The organism is Henriciella algicola (assembly GCF_003576245.1).
Taxonomy (GTDB): Bacteria; Pseudomonadota; Alphaproteobacteria; order Caulobacterales; family Hyphomonadaceae; genus Henriciella; species Henriciella algicola.
The window spans coordinates 195,454-213,755 of sequence record NZ_QWGA01000006.1; the positions used below are offsets into that span (position 1 = coordinate 195,454).

Below are 18,302 nucleotides of genomic sequence, written 5' to 3' on the forward strand. Positions count from 1 at the left end.
TCGTCTGACTAGGCGTCGATCTCTTTCAGATCCTTCATCACCTTGTGCTCATGGCGCATGCCGAGGAAGAGGCTGATACAACTTGCGAGCAGGATGGATGTGAATGGCAGCGCGGCCGTGATCGTACCAGCCTGCAGGGAGTTCAGCGTATCGCGCCCGCCGCCATAGAGCAGCATCGATGCGGTCACACCCAGCATACACGCCCAGAAGACGCGCTGTGGCACGGGAGAGTCCGTCTTGCCGCCGGATGTAATGCTGTCGATCACGAGCGCGCCAGAGTCTGCCGACGTCACGATAAAGACGACGAGCAGGAAGATCGCGGCGCAGGATGTGATGATCGAGAATGGCAGGCTATCCAGCATGTGGAAGAGCGTCAGCGCGGCGGTGGTCATCCCATCGCCGAGCTCGCCCTGCCCGGCTTCGTACTGCTGGATCGCGGTTTCCCCGAAAGTCGTGAACCAGAGAACACAGATTGCGACAGGCGCCAGAAGAACGACAGAGAAATACTCCCTGACGGTGCGGCCTTTCGAGATACGGGCGATAAACATGCCGACGAATGGCGACCAGGAAATCCACCAAGCCCAGTAGAAGATGGTCCAGTCATGGAACCAGGCGGTATCTTCGCGCCCAAACCAATTGGTCAGGCCGGGCGTATCCTTCAGATAAGCGAGAAAGTTTTCTCCAAGTCCGCTCACGATGGCGAGCGTCGGCCCAGCAATGAGTACGAACAGCATCAGGATGACCGCGATGGTCATGTTGATGTCCGAGAGCAGCTTCACGCCGCCATCAAGCCCGCGCAGAACCGAAATCACGGCGAGGCCTGTAATCGCTGCAATCAGAAGCGTCTGAAGACCGACGCTGACCTGCATGCCAGTCAGGAAACCGATGCCGCTGCTGGCTTGCGCGGCGCCAATACCGATAGTGGTCGCAAGGCCGAAGACGGTGGAGATAACGGCGAAGGTGTCGATGACATGTCCCCAGAAGCCCCAGACCCGATCACCGAGGATGGGATAGAAAGCTGACCGGATGGTGAGGGGCAAACCCTTATTGTAGGCGAAGAAACCAAGCGCCAGACCGACGACAGCATACACGCCCCATGGGGCAACACCCCAGTGAAATAGAGTGGCGCTAAAGGCCAGCTTCCGCGCTTCTTGGGTATCGGCCTCCACATTCAGCGGCGTGCCGAACCAGTCCGAGTAATAGGCCAGCGGCTCTGCGGACCCATAGAACATGAAGCCAATGCCCACACCGGCGGCGAACAGCATGGCGATCCAGGAGGGTATGTTGAATTCAGGTTTTGCGTCCGGCCCGCCAAGGCGAATTTTGCCGAGTGGCGAAAAAGCCAATGCGAGGCAGAACAAAAGGATAAGCGGCGGCGTCAGGGCAAAAAGCCAGTCGAAAGTTTCGAGCGTCCAGGTTCTCGAGGCTTGCAGGGCAAATCCGCTGGCTTCCGGGAACACGAGCGATGCGATAGCGAAGACGAGGACCAGACCGGCGCTGAGGAAGAAAACTGGATTGTGAATGTCCAGACCGAACCATTCGACGTTGTCCTGCCCGACCTCGTAATCTGTCGTATACTCAGCATCACCGTCCGGTTCGCTCATATTCAACTTCTCCATCGCGGTGATTGCCGCTGATTGTTTGTGAATCGAATGATCAGTCCAGCGCTGATCTTAACACTCTCAAATAACTTTCAAGGTTTGAACAAAGTTGCAGACATGTTGCAATGCTGCAACCATAGCAAAACACATTGAAAACAATATATTTTTCTACTCTTTGTGACGCATCGCAGCATCAACCGTGTCGAAAGTTTGACTATTTTATTTTATTTGCCGAACTATCGCCTTATGTGAGGTCGGTGCCCGGGCGCGATCTGATTTCTGACCGAAATCCGCGAGGGGGCCTTTCGCATGTGTACACGCGACCACGAATAGATGGGGTAATCATGAATAAGCTTTTCGGCGGAGCATCCCTGCTCGCCATCGGCACTATTGTAGCTGCCACTCCGGCAATGGCGCAGTCTCAGGAACCGGCTGCCCAGAACAACAGACGCCTGACAACCGTAACCGTCACCGCGACCAAACGTTCCGAAAGCGCACAGGACATTCCTGTGACGGTGAACGCGCTTGGCGAGCAGGAGCTCGACCAGCTCGGCGTCAAGAACTTTAGCGACTATCTGGTCCAGCTGCCAGGCGTGACCGCTGGTGGTTCCGGTCCAGGCCAGAACACGATCTACATTCGCGGCCTCGCCTCCACGACACCGAACCTGACGGTTGCTGGTGTTGCAGGTCTGGCACCGAACGTTTCTTTCTATCTCGACGAACAGCCGCTGGCGCAGCCAGGCCGTAACCTCGATGTCTACGCAGCCGACCTTGAGCGCGTGGAGGTCCTGTCAGGCCCGCAAGGCACACTGTTTGGCGCGAGCTCGCAGGCAGGTACCGTCCGCCTCATCACCAACAAGCCGTCGCTTGCTGGCTTTGACGCAGGCTTCAAGGCATCGACCGCATTCACCGACGGCGGTGAGATGAGCAACAGCGTCGAAGCGATGATCAACCTGCCGGTGACCGACAAGCTCGCTGTTCGCGGCGTTGTCTATACCGACACCCAAGGCGGCTATATCGACAATGTCGGCGGCACGCTTTCGACCCGCGAATCCGCGCGCTTCCGTGCGGAGGGAACCGTCCGCGCCAATGGCGTTCCGGTGAATGCTGACCGCGCTGGCTTCCAGGCAGGTTCTGACCTTTCCGGCGTCACCTTCATTGATGCCAACAACGGCACGATTGCCGAGAATGACATCAACGACGTCACCTATCAGGGCTTCCGCCTGAGCGGCTACTACGAGTTCAATCAGGATTGGGACCTGCTGCTTCAGCATTCCCAGCAAGGCATCGAAGCCGACGGCGTCTTCTTCGCTGACCCAGAACTCGACGATTATGACATCGTCCGCTTCACGCCTGAGGAAATCGAAGACGACTTCCATTCCACGGCGTGGACGCTTCAGGGCCGTCTCGGCATGCTCGAGACGATCTACACGGGCGCCTATACCGAGCGGACCACCGACCAGGTTGTCGACTATTCCGACTATCTCTTCGTCGGCCAGTATCTGCCGTATTACATCTGTGACTATGACGTGACTTATCCGACGGGCGCTACGCCTGCGGGCACGTGCTACGCGCCGAACCTTTCGGTTCGCTCGCACTCGGAAACGAAGGTCCAGACGCACGAGCTGCGCTTCAATACGCCGGACGAGTATCGCTGGCGCGCAACCTTCGGTGCGTTCTATAGCGACCTTGAACTCGCTGAGCGCAACGACTTCGTCTATCCGGGCTCCACGCAGGTGGTTTACACCGATGGCTCTGTCGGCTTCGCGCCGAACTTCCCGCTGACCAACGGCGCTGCGACTCCGGGTGATGTCGGCAATGAAAGCCAGGGCTATTTCAGCCAGCCAGGCCCGTTCCCGGCAGGCGTAATTTTCCGCAACGACGTGCTTCGCACGGATGAGCAGATTGGCCTCTTTGGTGAGACGACCTTTGACCTCACCGACACGTTCGCTATCACGCTCGGCGCACGTTACTACGACGTCGAAGTAGATCTTGAAGGTTCGGCCAACTCGTCCTTCTTCAACCTGTTTGCTGATACCGACCAGCAGGTCTTTGGCACGAACATCTCGCAGCTTTACGGCCCGAACGGCCCTGCGGATGCTCCGGACAAGGCGGCGACTGACGGCGTGATCCTGAAGGCAACCGGTGAGTGGACGCCAACCGAGGATACGCTCTTCTACGCGACGTATTCCGAAGGCTACCGCGCTGGTCTTCTCAACCGTCCAGGCGGCGCAGCAGGCCCGAACAATTACACCGTGCCATATGCCGTCGATACGGACGAAGTTCAGAACTATGAGATCGGCTGGAAAACCGAGCTGTTCGACAATTCGCTTCGCTTCAATGGCGCAGCCTTCTTCGTCGACATTGAAGGTCTCCAGACGACCATCTTCGATCCGTCCATCGTCAACCTCTTCTTCTCCGATAATGCGGCGAATGCAGAGCTGAAGGGCATCGAGGGTGACTTCACCTGGCTTCCGGCAAGCATTGACGGCCTGACCGTTGCTGGCGCGTTCTCGCTCCTGGATTCGGAAATCACCGAAGTGCTCGTCCCAACCAATGACGTGGTCGTTGGCTCTGAGCTGGCTTTCGCGCCGTCCTATCAGGGCAATCTGCGCGTTCGCTATGAGTGGGATCTCGAACAGGAGATTGCCGGTCAGCGCGTGCGGGCTCACATCATGCCGCAAATGGTCTTCTCCGACGACTCCGTCACAGACGTCGTCGAAATCAACAAGATGGACCTCGATGGTTATGTGACCTTCGGCGCGACGGCAGGCATCACGGGTGACAATTGGGGCGCGGAGCTCTTCGCCACCAACCTCACCAATGAGTATGCCGAGCTTAGCGGCAGCTTCATCTTCGACCGTGAGCGGGTCACCCCGATCCGTCCACGCACGATCGGCATCCGTCTGAAGTACGACTACTAATCTTCGACGAAGCCAAACTTGCTTCTATCGCAGCGTCCCGGTTATTCGGGACGCTGCACTTGTATTGAATGGATGAAATGACTGAAGCCGCAACGACGAACGATCAGCTGAAACAGGTTCGCGCCTTGATGCAGCGCGGCGAGTTCAAGGCAGCTTCCGAAGCGTTAGACCTCATCCTCAAGGACACACCGGACCATCAGGACGCCATCTATATGGCTGCCGCCTGCGCCCGGTATCTGGGTGCGACGGACACAGCTTTCCGCCATCTTGATCATCTCAAGCGTCTGTCACCTGACTTTGGCCGAGCTTTTCAGGAAGAAGGCCATCTACACCGCAAGATTGGCCACGGCGATGCGGCACTGACCGCCTATCAGCGCGCCGTACGCTACAATCCGGCGCTAGTCGCCAGCTGGACGGCGCAGGCTGAAATCCTCTCCGCATCGGGGCGCGCTGCAGACGCTGCTCATGCCCGCGCGCAGGCCGACCGGCTGAAGCGACTGCCCCCGGAACTGCTGGCGGTCACGAACTATGTGCATGAAGGCCGCCTCATCCACGCAGAGCGGATTGCCCGCGCCTTCCTTCAGAAGAATCCGCGCCACATTGAAGGCATGCGCCTTCTCGCCGATATCGGGACGCGGCTTGGCGTGCATGAGGACGCAGACTTCCTTCTGGAAACAGCGATCGAGCTCAACCCGGACAATCCGCAGCTGCGCATCGACCATGTTCAGGTCCTGCGCAAACGCCAGAAATACGAAGCGGCCCTCGCGCAGGCAGAGGCGCTTCTCAAGCACGACCCGGAAAGCCCGGTCTTCAAATCTATCTACGCCATCGAGGCCATGCAGGCGGGCAATTATGACGAGGCGCTGGGTATCTTTGACGAAGTGCTCAACGTTCTTCCCGACGATCTTGCAACGCTGACCTCACAGGGACACGCGCTGAAGACGGCGGGTCGTACTGAGGAGGCAATCGCATCCTACCGCCGGGCCGTTGAGGTGACCCCGTTGCACGGCGATGCCTGGTACGCCCTTGCCAATCTGAAGACCTACAAGTTCAGCGCCGCCGATATCGACGTGATGCGAGGGGCGCTCTCCGACCCGAATTTGCACTTCATGGGCCGCGTCCACCTCGCCTTTGCGCTCGGCAAGGCACTGGAAGACGCGAATTCCTATGATGAGGCCTTCGAGGCCTATAGCAGCGGCAATGTGCTGAAGAAGGGCCAGATCCGCTACACGACCGAGCAGATGCGCGCCGAGGCCGACGGGCAGATCGAGCACTGTACGCGCGACCTGTTCGAGAAACGCGCCGGCGTTGGCCATGACGACCCTGCCCCTATCTTTATTGTCGGCCTTCCCCGCGCAGGCTCTACGCTGATTGAGCAGATCCTCGCCTCGCACAGTCAGGTCGATGGCACGCTGGAATTGCCCAACATTCTGTCTTTGGCGCACCGGCTTCGTGGACGTAAACAAATTTCAGACCGTGAGCGGTATCCACGCATCCTGCATGAGCTGCCGGATGACGAACTGGCAGCGCTGGGCCAGGACTATATCGCCAATACGGCGATCCATCGCCGCGGCGCGCCCTTCTTTACCGACAAGATGCCCAATAACTTCAGGCATATTGGTCTGATCAGCCTGATCCTGCCAAATGCGAAAATCATCGACGCGCGCCGCGAGCCGATGGCCTGCTGCTTCTCAGGCTTCAAACAGCTCTTCGCCGAGGGTCAAGAGTTCAGCTATAGCCTGGACGATATCGGCAATTACTACAGCATCTATATCGAGATGATGGCCCATTGGGACCGGGTGCTTCCGGGCAAGGTGCTGCGCGTCCAGCATGAGGATGTCGTTGACGATCTGGAAGGTCAGGTCCGGCGTATCCTAGACCATTGCGGTCTGCCCTTCGAGCAGGCCTGCGTCGACTTCCACAAGACGGAGCGCGCCGTTCGCACAGCAAGTTCGGAACAGGTCCGCCAGCCGATCAGCCGATCCGGTGTTGACCAGTGGCGCAACTTTGAAGTGCATCTCGGCCCGCTGAAAGACGCGCTTGGCCCTGCCCTCACGGACTATCGCTAGACCTCAGGCAAAATGCAGCCGGCGGTACTTGCCCTTGAAATAAAGGAGCGGGTCGCGGCGCGGTTCATACTTTGCGCGCTCCACCTTGCCGATGAGGATCACATGGTCCCCGCCATCATGCAGGTCGAACTTGATACATTCGAAATTGGCGAGAGCGCCTGAAATGAGCGGCGAGCCGTACTGACCTTCCTGCCATGGCGTCTGCGAGAACCTGTCCTCGCCCGGCATCGCGAATGTGTTGGAGACAGGCTGCTGACCGATGTGCAGGACGTTGACGGCAAAGCGCTGAGAAGCTTCGAGCGCAGCGAGGCTGGACGAGCTTTTGGCGATGCAGACCAGCAGGAGCGGAGGGTCGAGCGAGACCGACGTGAAAGAGTTCGCCGTGAGACCGACAGGCTCACCTTCTGCCGACATGGTGGTGACGACCGTCACCCCGGTCGCAAAGCAGCCGAGCGCGTCGCGCAGTGTGCGGGCGTCCGATCCCTGCTTGTAGTCAGGCATCACGCGCGGCACGCGGCGTTCAAGAAAATCGAGCAAGACAGCGCTGAAGGCATCGGAGCGGTCGAACACGGCGAGGTGGCCGGCATCTTCGATCTCTGCGAACTCTGCGGTGGCGACCTTCTCGACGAAGCGGTTTGCGGCGTCGCGGTTGCCAAAGCTGCTGAGGGCGCCGCGGACGAAAAGGACCGGCACCTTCAGGCCGGAGGCGGCGAGCGAAATACGCTCGCTCGACTTTTCGACATCGATCACGTCACCGAAGACCGGATCGACATTTTCTGTCTGAGCAGGGGCAGAACGGATAGAGGCCGCGAGTGCACCAGCGGTGCGAAGGTCAATCTCTGGCGGAGCATCTGCGAGAACGAGGCCCGATGCGAGGTGGCCGCCGTCCTCCCCGATTGCCGTCAGCGCGATCCAGCCGCCAAGCCCTGCCCCGACAACTACGGGACGCGACGCAAGCTGCGCGAGCACGGCGCGCAAATCCTCGACGCAGGCGTCAAATTCATAGCGCGCATCTTCGGAGCGGGCACTGCGGCCATGGCCGCGAAGATCGAGGCTGATGACATGGCGGCCCGCCTTCACCAGTGCATCGGCCGTCTCCTGCCAGACGTGACGGGTCTGCCCGCCGCCATGCAGCAGGAGGACGGACGGGTCTTCATCTGAGCCGCGCATGTCCGCACTGAGGAGAAGACCGCCGAAGCCTTTGAATTCGCGTTCTGCCATCAATCCTGCCCGTTGCCTCTCGAGACCTTGCTCACTGCCTCATTTAGGGCGCTTTACCAATCCGCGAAGGGGAGAAACATTGGCAGAAACAGTCGATTGCTTCATCGCCAGCGGTTTAACTTATTCGCGTAATCGGCGACATGGATCGACGAGCCGGGCAAGTTTGGTTACTAACTCATGAAGGGCTGCGCATGAGACGCCGTTACTGGAAAGGATATCAGGATGAGCGATCAAACAGGATCACGCAGATCCCGGCCAAAGATGGGGACCTTTAGACGGATTGAGACGATCACGCCGCTGCTCGTTTTCCCGCTGATTGCCTATGTCATCATAGCTGTCATTGCTGGCGGGCAACATATGGATGAAACGCCGGCCATTGCGGGCAATCTCAACGCGACGCTGTTCTCTGTGCCGATGGTGTCGGGTGTCAGCTGGAAGATGCGGTTGGGGGACATCTTGCTGCTAGTCTCTCTAGTACTTCTGTCCATCGAGATCATGAAGGCGACAAGCTCGCGCTCCAGCGCCATGGTCAATCATATGGCGTCGATGGCGGTACTGCTGACCTGCATCGTCTGCTTCATCCTATTCGCTAATTTCGCGACAGCGACCTTTTTCCTCTTCACCTGTATCGCGCTCATCGACGTGATGGTGGGTGTGATTGTGAGCATCGTGTCCGCACGCCGCGACTTCGGCGTTGGCGACGGCTTCGGCAGCTAAGTCTCAGACTTCAGATCATGATGCGGGCGCAGCGTTTTCGCTGCGCCCTTTTTCATTGTCAGTGCGCATGTCAGGCACACCGAATATCCGCAGATGGATCGTCAGGAGGGCTGGCAGCATAAAGACGAGCAGGAAGGTCCCGATCAGAATGCCGAAACCGAGCGAGATAGCTGTCGGGATCAGGAATTGGGCCTGGATGCTTGTCTCGAGAATGATTGGCGTCACGCCAAGGAACGTCGTGAGCGTGGTCAGCAGGATCGCCCTGAAACGGTCCAGCATGGCCGACACGACAGCCTCCACAGGCTCTTCGCCATTCTCAAGCCGCTCATTGAGGAAGTCAGTCACCATCAGCGACGCGTTGATGATCACGCCCGAGAGGCCGATGATGCCGAAGAAGGACAGGAGCGTCAGGTCCGCGCCGAGCAGGCCATGTCCGATCAGTGCGCCCACATAGCCGAACGGGATCGCGCCCATGATGACGAGCGGCTGGCTGTACGAGCGGAAGTTGAGCGCCAGCAGGCTGTAGATCACGATCAGTGCCAGCATGAAGTTCCGCGCGAGCACAGGCTGGGCTTCGGCCTGGTCTTCCTGATCGCCGGAGACCTGCATGGTCAGGTTCTCGTATTCCTGCTGCAGTTGCGGCAGGGCCTGCTCGAACATGTAGGCGGAGACCGTGTCGGCGGTGGTCACATCTTCGTCGACGAAGGCATTTAGCGAGTAGATCCGCCGCCCGTTCACGCGGTTGATAGCCGCCGGTGCTGGCGCGATGGTGAGGTCGGCGAGCGCATCCATCGGGATATAACCTTCCCCGACCTTCACACGCAGGCGTTTCAGGGTTTCCAGAGACGCGCGCTCACCCTCTGGCAGACGGACGCGCACCGGTATTTCCTCTCGGTCGCGCTGGATGCGGACGGCCTCTGCGCCGAAGAAGGCGGCTCGAACTTCTCTCGCAAGATCATTCTGGGTCAGGCCATAATTACGCGCGAGCGGTTTCAGCTGGATCTGGACTTCCTCAGTGGTGCGAAAACGGTCGTCGCGAACATCATAGACGCCGGGGCGGCTTTCGAGCGCGCGTCGAAGCTCCAGCACGGCCTCGCGTGTCTCCTCGTCCGTGCGTGCAGATATCTGGAGCTGGATCGGCGCGCCGGGGCTCACCAGGTCAGAGGTGAAGGTGAGCTTTTCAGCGCCCGGAATGCGGCCAACCTGCTCACGCCAGGCGCGCTCAAAATCGCGCGCACCGAAGTCGCGGCTGCTGGATTCCTGAAGCTGCGCGACCACAAAAGCGCGGTTGCCTGAGATGGCGCCAGCGCCGCCGCCCGTCGCATTGGCCTCATTGCCGCCGAGCGGCTCTGCGATTTGCCAGAGAACGCCGACCAATCCGTCTTCTACCGCTGTTACATCCGCGATCGCTGCGGAGGCTGCCTCCTCGATTTGAAGGGCAAAGCGCCTCGTCTGTTCTTCGGAGCTGCCCTCAGCCAGTTCAAGCTCAGCGGTGACGTAGTCGCCTTCGACCGCCGGGAAGAAGATGAATTTGACATAGCCACTCGCGGTCAGCGCCTGTGTGGCGAAGAGGATGCCGAAGCCCATCATGAGCACCATGGCCGGGCGAAGGACGACGAACTGCATCGCCTTCTTCAGCGGGCCAGCAGAAAATTTGCGGAGCGCGCCGGCAACGCGGTCTCGCACCGGGTCTGCAAAGCGGCGGGGCGAATACCGTCCCGGCGGATCATCGCTGAGATGAGAGAGGTGGCGCGGCAGCACGAAAAGGCTTTCGACCAGCGACAGGAAGAGGAGCACGATCACGACGGCTGAGACCTGCCCCAGGAATTGTCCGAACAGACCAGGCACGAGCAGGATAGGAACGAAGGCCGTCATGGTGGTTGAGACCGAGAAGAGCACTGGCCGCGCCACCCGCGTTACACCGAGACGCGCAGCTTCCATCTGGCCTGCCCCGGCGCGCCAGTTGGCGTGGATATTCTCCCCCACCACGATGGCGTCATCGACGATGATACCGATGGCCAGGATGAAGCCGAACAGCGAGAGCTGGTTGATGGTGATGCCGAAGATGAGCATCGGGAAGAAAGCGCCGACAAAGCTGACACCCACCCCCAGCGCGACCCAGAAAGCGATCCTGATGTCGAGGAAGAGCAGGAGCAGCAGCGTCACCAGCACCAGGCCCAGCACGGCGTTGCGGACCAGCAGGTCGATGCGCGAGCGAAGGTTTACCGCCTCGTCGCGCCAGAGCACGTAGTCGACGTTACCAGGCAAGGCGGCATCAATCTCGGTCTCGAGATAGCTGCGCACGATCCGGGCATTATCGAGCGTCTTTTCGCGGCCCACACGGAAAACCGAAACGGTTACCGCAGGCTCACCTGCATAATTGGCTTCCACAGGATCATCGGAGAGCCCGTCATGAATGACGGCGATATCTGCCAGATAGATTGGCGCGCCGTTGCGCCCGGCCCCAACCACGATGTTCTCGAACTCAGCGCCGGTACGCCGCTCTCCTACTGCGCGCACGCGCAATAGTTGGCGGTCATTCTCTATTTCGCCGGCGGACAGGTCGACGCTCTGCTGGGAAATGACCTGCGCAATCGATGTCAGGCTCAAATCGCGGGCGCGAAGCTCTTCTTCGGAAATCGCGATTTCGATCAGATAATCTGCGACGCCGCCGATCTCGACCAGGGAGAGACCATCCTTGGCAGCCAGCTCGCGCCGGACGCGATCAGCGGCCTGTTTCAGGGTCTGCCGATCAACATCACCATGCAGGATGATCTGCGAGACGAGTTCGTCTGGCTCGACTTCGGTAATTTGCGGCGCTTCAGCGGCTTGTGGGAAAACAGTGATGCGGCCAATTTCGTTCTTCACCTCGTCCAGCATCTCGGAGAGGTCTTCGCTTTCGGGGATATCGACGACGACATTGCCGACGCCCGAAGCAGCGAGGCTGGTGATCTTGTCGATGCCCTCAAGGCCTTCAAGGCGCTCTTCAATGGGGCGAACAATCGATGTCTCAACGTCCTCCGGCGTGGCGCCCGGATAAGGCACGGTAACGGAGATGTTGTAGGTTTCGATTGGCGGGAAAACGCGCACATTCAGCGCTGACAGGGACGCGACCCCGGATATTACGAGGAACACCATCAGGAGGTTTGCCGCCACCCTGTTGGCGAGGACGCCCTCAATCATCCGGATCAAGACTGGGTCTCCTGAAGATGCACACGCATGCCGTCGATTTCTTCCGCCAGCACTGTCAGCATCAGCCTGTCACCAGTTGAGAGTTTAGGCGCGCGGATCAGAACGCCGTCTTCATCACGGTCCACTGTTTCCACATCGACGCGGCGAATCTGCTCATCCGTGCCGACCACCCAGACGAAGGTGTCCTGACGAACCGCACCATCTGGCACCAACCACATCGGCATTTCGGACCGCCCCTCAATCAGCAGGTCCATGTAGTCGCCCGCGAAGATATCCCCCTCGTTCTCTGGAGCGAAGGCGTCGGGAAATACGGCGATCACCGTCGCCGTACGCGACTGCTGATCAATTTCCGGAGAAAATTCAGCAAGATATCCATCGATATCTGTTGCGCCGAGTGAACTTGAATTCGGTACGGCCCTGACGGGGAGGCGTGCGTCCCCGCGCGCGGCCAATGCACTGCGAACAGCCCTCACATCCTTGGCAGGTAGGCCGGCCTGTATCTCTCCCTCCCCCGCGCTGATGAGCCGGGCGAGCGGCTGGCCGGGTGAAACAAACCTCCCTGGCGCGACCGTTTCAGATACGACTATGGCGTCAAATGGCGATACGATCGCGGTTTTCTGAAGGTCACGACGGGCGATGACGAGTTGCGATCTCGCCTGCCTGACGCCGGCTTCGGCATCCTCATAGGCGGCGATCGCCTGTTCGGCCGCTTTCTCAGGTGAGGCGCCAATATCTGCCAAATTGATCTGCCGGTCGCGTTCGGCTTCGGCCTGGTTGAGGCGGGCCTCTGCCGTCGCCAGCTGCGCCTGCGCGCGCTCTACATTGGCGCGGAGATTGCCGTCATCGATCTGAAGGATGGTCTCACCCCGGGCGATCCGTCCGCCCGCTTGAAGGTCTGGATTAACGTCAGTCACCTTGCCGGATACTTCACCAACAAGATCCAGCCTCTCGCGGGGCTGAATGCGGCCCGGTGCGCGCACCATGAATGTCAACCCCGCCTGTCTCGGACGTACGGTTTCGACGTAAGGAATACTGTCCTCCTGCGCGACGGCGTCCTCTGCCGGGGCATTGGCTGCGCCCGCCAACGTCATGATCACAATACCGAGAACGAGCACACCAAGCCCGGCGACGATCCAGATCCAGCTTGGCTTTTTTCTGGATTCCGGCGATCGGTATTCATCAGACATGGCGATTTTGATCTCGTTGAGGCATTAGGTCTCTTGTTCGACTGGATATAGATCGACAGGGTACGGGCAAGATGTCAGCCAGCCGCAGGACGTTGAATATGAAAAACCTGCTTCGGATTTCGGCGGTTGCCGCTTGCGCATTATTCCTCTCCGCATGCCTGACCGTTGGCCCCGAATATGAACCACCAGAGACAGAAGTCTATCAGGATAGTTGGGTCGCCGGAGATTTAGCCGTACTTGCGCCCGGTCAGTTGCCGCGATCAGACTGGTGGACCGCATTCGACGACGAGCTGCTGACAGCGCTGATCAGCGACGCAAAAGCGCGCAACCCCAGCATTGATGAAGCCGCCGCGAATGTCGCGGGTGCGCAGGCCGCCCTCGGCGCCGCGCGGTCCGCGGGCCTGCCTATGGGCGCGCTTAACGCGTCGGTGGTGCGCCAGAAACAGTCGGCCGCAAGTCTTGGAGCGAATGTCCCGTTCGAGTTCGGGGCCCAGACGCTTTACTCAACGGGCGCTGAACTCAGCTGGCAGGCAGACCTGTTCGGGCGCACTGCGAATGGCATCGCGCAGGCAGAAGCCGCGCTCGGCGGGCGCGAAGCTGTCGCCGCCGATGCCGCACGGGCCATCATCGCTGAAACGGCGCGCACCTATCTAACACTTCGCGAACTCGATGCCCGCATTTCGGTGAATGAAGAGAATGTAGAGCGCCAGGAGGATGTACTTGGCCTGACCATTCGCCTGCGTGAAGCGGGCGAGGTGGCTGATATCGATGTCGAGCGCCAAACCAATCTGGTGCAGACAACCAAGGCCGCGATCAGCGCGCTGAAAGCGGCGCGCGCGCAGACCGTTACGGGTCTAGCCCGCCTAACAGGTCATACTCTGCCTGATTTTTATGAGGCTTACCCGGCACTTCAGCCGGGCGGGTCCGTGGAACTCGAGCCGGTCGAGGCTTTTGGGCCTGTAGAAATTGGCGAACCGAAGGAGCTACTGCGACGCCGGCCCGATATCCGCGCCGCCGAACGCCAGCTGGCCGCCGCAACCTACAGGGTCGGCATTGAGACAGCTGACCTCTATCCAAGTCTGACGCTATCGGGACAGGCCAATTTCCAGTCCGGCGATGTTGGTGAACTCTTCAGTGCCGATGCGCTAGGGTATAATTTCGGCCCGCGGCTTAGCTGGGGCATTTTCAACCTGCCGCTGACCCGCGCCCAGATCGAGCAGGCCGAAGCAGACGTTGAGGCCGCGCGCGCAAACTTTGAGGCCGCAGTCCTCGACGCGCTGACCGAAACGGAGGCCGCCCTCCTCGCTTACAATTATGCGGTTGAAGAAACCGCCTTCCGCTCTGGCGCGCTCACGGCTGCGACACGGGCCCGCGACCTGATCGAAATCCGCTACCGCGAGGGCGCCGAAAGCCTGCTCAGCCTCATAGACGCTCAACGGCAGACCCTGTCGGCGGAAGATGGGGAAATTCAGGCCCGCTACGAAGCGCTCCGCCGGCGCGTCGGCATATACGCCGCCTTTGGAGGCTGACGCCGCGTCCGGTGTTTTCGTAGGGCCAACTCAGTGTAAGAGTGGCCCAAACATAAAACACAGGGCGGAACATGTACTACGCGGAACTCAAACGGGCCAAAAGCGAACTCACCGGCCCAGGCGGCGACTTTGAAATCGTCGAACAGGAAATTCTTGGCAACCGGATCCGGGCCTGGAAGACTGCTCCGCCAAGCGTGCGTGAAGTCTGGCTCTCGACGCTTGAATTCGCTGACCGCGACTATCTGGTCTATCACGACGAAAAGCTGACCTATGGCGAGACGCATGCGCTCTCCAACTCGGTCGCAAACTGGCTGTTCAAGCAGGGCGTGAAGCCCGGCGACCGCGTCGCGATCTCCATGCGCAATTTCCCTGAATGGATGATTATCTACTGGGCCTGCTGCGCGGTCGGCATCACCGTTGTGGGCATGAACGCCTGGTGGACCGCTGAGGAGATGGCTTACGCACTCAAGGACTCCGACCCGGCTGTCCTTTTCCTCGATGAGGAACGCCTCGCCCGCGTGCGCCAGAAGCCGGACATGGTACAGGGCGCCAAACTCGTCGGTGTCCGCCTTGATGAGGTCCCTGAGGACGTTATCGACTGGAAAGACGTCATTGCGACGGGCGGCGACCTTCCTGATGTCACCGTCGACCCGAACAGCGACGCCTGCATCTTCTACACCTCCGGCACCACCGGCTTTCCGAAGGGCGCACAGCTGACCCATCGCGGCTGCGTTTCGAACCTCTATAATATGCTCTATGCCCGCGCCTCGTCAGCGCTGGCGGTGATGTATGCGACAGGTGAGGTGCCGCCTGATCCACCGCCTGTGCCGGTGACGCTGATCAATACGCCCCTCTTCCACGTGACGGCCAATAATTGCGCCGCCTATGCGGTGACTGCCGCAGGCGGCAAGATGGTGCTGATGTACAAATGGGAAGCGGGCGAAGCGCTCCGCCTCATAGAGAAGCATCGTATCATGACGGTGAGCGGCGTGCCGGTCATGGCGCGCGAGCTGATCAATCATCCCGATTTCGACAAGACTGATACATCCAGCCTCCTCGCGCTTGGCGGCGGCGGGGCGCAGGTCCCGCCGGACCTCGTGCTGGCTATTGAGAAAAAGGTCGCAACGGCCCGCCCGAACACCGGATACGGTATGACGGAAACCTGCGGGATCATCACCTCCATCGCTGCCGACTTCTATGTGGACAAGCCAGATAGCGCAGGCCCGGCCATGCCGAGCTATGAAGCCAAATGCGTCGACCCTGATGGCAATGAAGTCCCGACCGGTGAGCGCGGTGAGCTCTGGGTGCGCGGGTCCTCGGTCATCAAGGGGTATATCAACCGACCTGAGGCGACGGCGGAGACCATCACGGATGGTGGATGGCTGCACACAGGTGACATCGCCAAGATGGATGAGGATGGCTTCATCTATATCGTGGACCGCAAGAAGGACATGGTCCTGCGCGGCGGTGAGAACATCTATTGCGCCGAGGTCGAAGCGGCCCTCTACCGCCACGATGACGTCGCCGAATGCTCTGTCTTTGGCATCCCGGATGAGCGGCTTGGCGAAGAAGTCGGCGCGGCCATCGTCGCAAAGCCCGGCAGGAACGTCACCGAAGACGCGATCCGCGAGCACTGCGCCGCAATCATGGCGAAGCACAAGGTGCCTCGTTACATCTGGATCCTTGATGAGCCCCTGCCCCGTAATGCCAGCGGCAAGTTCCTCAAGCGTGAGCTACGCGACAGGCTGAGCGCGAATATCTAGACCTGCGGGATGACGCCGAGCCGAAAGGTCCGGCGGGCCTATTCGTGACCGATATAGCCCAGGGTCGAGGCGCGCTGGATGGCGCGCGCCTTGCCAGCGACGCCAAGCTTGGTTGCGCTATTGGTGATGTGAAATCGCACCGTTGGCACCGAAATGTCCATGATGGTGGCGATCTCTGCATCGGTCTTGCCGGCAGCCGCCCATTTCAGGCACTGGATTTCACGGCGCGTGAGATAGACCGCAGGCCCCTGCGGCCCGAGATCGCGCGCATCGTGATAGGTGGCAACGAACCGCAGGGCGAGCGCATGCAGATGATCGGCCTCTGCCGAGAAAACATCGGCGAGATCTAGCGCTTCCTCAGATGCCCAGACGACGGCACCGATAACACCGCCCGGCAGATGGACAGGCGAAACGATTGCAGCGCCAATGTGAGCTGAGGAATATTGCTCAGCATCAGTTGCAGCAACGAGAGCATCGTTTCGCCGCCAGCTTCTGACCTGCCCATTGGAGTAATAGAAAGGCTCCGCGCATGTGCGCGTTGCATGCACCAGTGTGGAGCGCAGGGCGAACATCCGGTCTTTCCAGTATTCCAGCTTTGGATCGATCCAGCGAAACAGGGTCTCGGCATAGGCGCGCCCGTCGCCATCGCACATGGGCTGCGGGCTGCTAATATCAGCGCTCACGGCGACATAGGGCAGACCTATCCGACGGCCGCTTTCCGCGACCTCGGATGCAAGCGCAACCAAGTCATTTTCGAGTAGCTGGGAGGACAATTTATCGGGCATGTTCTGACCTATTATTACTATTAGCTTGTCCCCGCACGGGCTATTCTGCAAGCATGTCGCAGAGATAAGTCGACACCGATAATCAAAGAAAAGGGCGTAAGGGATGAAGCTGGCACTGGAAAAGAAGCACGAACTGTTTCGCGAAGAAGTCCGCACCTTCCTTGCCGAGAAGCTTCCGCCTGAACTCGCACAGGCGGGCCGTCTGACCACCAGCTCTTTCAGCGAACCGCAGCACAACCTGCCCTGGCTGAAAATCCTCAACGAAAAAGGATGGGCAGCGCCTCATTGGCCGAAAGAGTATGGCGGCCCCGGCTGGGATGAGATGCAGAAATACATTTTCTCATCTGAATGCGCGAAGGCTGGCACGCCGCCGCTTTCGCCTATGGGCCTGCAGATGGTCGGCCCATGCATCATGGGCTATGGCACGGAAGAGCAGAAAGCCTATTACCTGCCACGCATTCTGAAGGGTGAGGATTATTGGTGTCAGGGCTATTCAGAGCCGGGCTCTGGCTCTGACCTTGCCAGCCTCCAGATGCGTGCAGTTTCAGACGGCGACGACTACATCCTGAACGGCTCGAAAATCTGGACGACGCAGGCCCATCACGCCAACAAGATGTTCTGCCTCGTTCGCACATCGACTGAAGGAAAGCCGCAGCAGGGCATCACTTTCCTTCTGCTGGACATGAACACACCCGGCATTCGCGTTGAGCCCATCATCACCATGGCTGGCGAGCATGAAGTGAACCAGGTTTTCTTCGACGATGTGCGCGTGCCGAAATCAGGTCGTCTCGGCGAAGAGAATGATGGGTGGACTGTCGCAAAGTACCTGCTCGAGTTTGAGCGCGGCGGCGGCTCATCAGCTGGCATCGAGGCGGCCCTCGAACGCGTCCGCATCATGGCTCATGCCGAAGCTGGTTCGGACGGGAAGCCGCTTGCAAGCGATCCGGCTTTCAAGCGCCGCTTTTCTGATACCAAGATCGCTCTGGAAGCGATCACGGTAACCGAGCAGCGCGTGGCATCCGCCCTCGCAGGCGGCAAGAATCCGGGCGCCGCGTCGTCGATGCTCAAAACGGCGCGGACCGAGATGATGCAACGGATCGATACGCTCGGCATCGAGGCAGCGGGACTCTACGGCAATGTCGAGCAGATGGCCGCGCGCCAGCCGGGGTCGAATGTGGAACCTATTGGCCCTGAGCATAGCCTGACGGCCATGCCACGCTACCTCAACAACCGCGCTGCTTCTATCTATGGCGGCTCAAACGAGGTTCAGCGGAACGTCATGGCCAAGCTGCTACTCGGCCTCTGAGACCCAAT

Annotated in this window: 11 protein-coding genes; 6 read left to right on the forward strand and 5 right to left on the reverse strand. The window is 59.8% G+C overall.

The genetic code is table 11. The annotated features are described in order from the left end of the window. Positions 1 to 8: 8 nt before the first annotated feature. Positions 9 to 1,604 carry a BCCT family transporter gene (locus D1222_RS09360; protein ID WP_119453994.1) on the reverse strand — a complete coding sequence of 532 codons (1,596 nt, stop codon included), beginning with the start codon at positions 1,602 to 1,604 and terminating at the stop codon, positions 9 to 11. A gap of 341 nt (positions 1,605 to 1,945) precedes the next feature. On the opposite strand from D1222_RS09360, the gene D1222_RS09365 reads away from it, so the two are divergent. Together D1222_RS09365 and D1222_RS09370 are read left to right on the forward strand one after the other, a co-directional pair. Continuing rightward, a complete protein-coding gene (locus D1222_RS09365; protein ID WP_119453995.1) occupies positions 1,946 to 4,525 on the forward strand; it encodes a TonB-dependent receptor in 2,580 nt (859 codons plus the stop codon). Between the two features lie 77 nt (positions 4,526 to 4,602). Next, complete coding sequence (locus tag D1222_RS09370) at positions 4,603 to 6,594, forward strand: tetratricopeptide repeat-containing sulfotransferase family protein (protein WP_233348640.1); 1,992 nt, start codon at positions 4,603 to 4,605, stop codon at positions 6,592 to 6,594. 3 nt (positions 6,595 to 6,597) lie between these two features. On the opposite strand, the gene D1222_RS09375 is transcribed toward D1222_RS09370, so the two are convergent. After that, positions 6,598 to 7,815, reverse strand: a complete 1,218-nt coding sequence (locus tag D1222_RS09375; RefSeq protein ID WP_119453997.1) for an alpha/beta fold hydrolase — start codon at positions 7,813 to 7,815, stop codon at positions 6,598 to 6,600. Positions 7,816 to 8,037: 222 nt separating this feature from the next. On the opposite strand from D1222_RS09375, the gene D1222_RS09380 reads away from it, so the two are divergent. Beyond that, entirely contained in the window at positions 8,038 to 8,532 is a 495-nt protein-coding gene (locus D1222_RS09380) for a hypothetical protein (RefSeq protein ID WP_147371849.1), read from the forward strand. A gap of 15 nt (positions 8,533 to 8,547) precedes the next feature. Here the strand turns inward: D1222_RS09380 and D1222_RS09385 are convergent, their stop codons facing one another. Further along, positions 8,548 to 11,715, reverse strand: coding sequence for an efflux RND transporter permease subunit (locus D1222_RS09385; RefSeq protein ID WP_233348650.1), 3,168 nt, complete (start codon positions 11,713 to 11,715; stop codon positions 8,548 to 8,550). Between the two features lie 5 nt (positions 11,716 to 11,720). Then, positions 11,721 to 12,911, reverse strand: a complete 1,191-nt coding sequence (locus tag D1222_RS09390) for an efflux RND transporter periplasmic adaptor subunit (RefSeq protein ID WP_119453999.1) — start codon at positions 12,909 to 12,911, stop codon at positions 11,721 to 11,723. Between the two features lie 98 nt (positions 12,912 to 13,009). Between D1222_RS09390 and D1222_RS09395 the strand changes: the two genes are divergently transcribed. Together D1222_RS09395 and D1222_RS09400 are read left to right on the forward strand one after the other, a co-directional pair. Further along, positions 13,010 to 14,440 (forward strand): efflux transporter outer membrane subunit, encoded by a 1,431-nt coding sequence (locus D1222_RS09395; RefSeq protein WP_182481935.1) that lies wholly within the window; start codon positions 13,010 to 13,012, stop codon positions 14,438 to 14,440. A gap of 71 nt (positions 14,441 to 14,511) precedes the next feature. Further along, the gene (locus D1222_RS09400; RefSeq protein WP_119454001.1) at positions 14,512 to 16,203 is read left to right on the forward strand and encodes a class I adenylate-forming enzyme family protein; all 1,692 of its coding nucleotides are present in this window, start codon (positions 14,512 to 14,514) and stop codon (positions 16,201 to 16,203) included. Between the two features lie 38 nt (positions 16,204 to 16,241). Here D1222_RS09400 and D1222_RS09405 read toward each other — a convergent pair whose 3' ends face one another. Next, positions 16,242 to 16,988, reverse strand: coding sequence for a helix-turn-helix transcriptional regulator (locus tag D1222_RS09405; RefSeq protein WP_119454002.1), 747 nt, complete (start codon positions 16,986 to 16,988; stop codon positions 16,242 to 16,244). 103 nt (positions 16,989 to 17,091) lie between these two features. Between D1222_RS09405 and D1222_RS09410 the strand changes: the two genes are divergently transcribed. Beyond that, on the forward strand, positions 17,092 to 18,294 hold the full coding sequence (locus D1222_RS09410) for an acyl-CoA dehydrogenase family protein (RefSeq protein WP_119454003.1): 1,203 nt from the start codon (positions 17,092 to 17,094) through the stop codon (positions 18,292 to 18,294). Positions 18,295 to 18,302 lie beyond the last annotated feature (8 nt).

What these genes read in the sequence shown, in the direction of transcription:
- D1222_RS09410 (WP_119454003.1), top strand. Translation starts at nt 17,092, where the DNA reads ATGAAGCTGGCACTGGAAAAGAAGCACGAACTGTTTCGCGAAGAAGTC.
- D1222_RS09365 (WP_119453995.1), top strand. Translation starts at nt 1,946, where the DNA reads ATGAATAAGCTTTTCGGCGGAGCATCCCTGCTCGCCATCGGCACTATT.
- D1222_RS09385 (WP_233348650.1), bottom strand. Translation starts at nt 11,715, where the DNA reads ATGATTGAGGGCGTCCTCGCCAACAGGGTGGCGGCAAACCTCCTGATG.
- D1222_RS09380 (WP_147371849.1), top strand. Translation starts at nt 8,038, where the DNA reads ATGAGCGATCAAACAGGATCACGCAGATCCCGGCCAAAGATGGGGACC.
- D1222_RS09395 (WP_182481935.1), top strand. Translation starts at nt 13,010, where the DNA reads ATGAAAAACCTGCTTCGGATTTCGGCGGTTGCCGCTTGCGCATTATTC.
- D1222_RS09370 (WP_233348640.1), top strand. Translation starts at nt 4,603, where the DNA reads ATGACTGAAGCCGCAACGACGAACGATCAGCTGAAACAGGTTCGCGCC.
- D1222_RS09375 (WP_119453997.1), bottom strand. Translation starts at nt 7,815, where the DNA reads ATGGCAGAACGCGAATTCAAAGGCTTCGGCGGTCTTCTCCTCAGTGCG.
- D1222_RS09360 (WP_119453994.1), bottom strand. Translation starts at nt 1,604, where the DNA reads ATGAGCGAACCGGACGGTGATGCTGAGTATACGACAGATTACGAGGTC.
- D1222_RS09400 (WP_119454001.1), top strand. Translation starts at nt 14,512, where the DNA reads ATGTACTACGCGGAACTCAAACGGGCCAAAAGCGAACTCACCGGCCCA.
- D1222_RS09405 (WP_119454002.1), bottom strand. Translation starts at nt 16,988, where the DNA reads ATGCCCGATAAATTGTCCTCCCAGCTACTCGAAAATGACTTGGTTGCG.
- D1222_RS09390 (WP_119453999.1), bottom strand. Translation starts at nt 12,911, where the DNA reads ATGTCTGATGAATACCGATCGCCGGAATCCAGAAAAAAGCCAAGCTGG.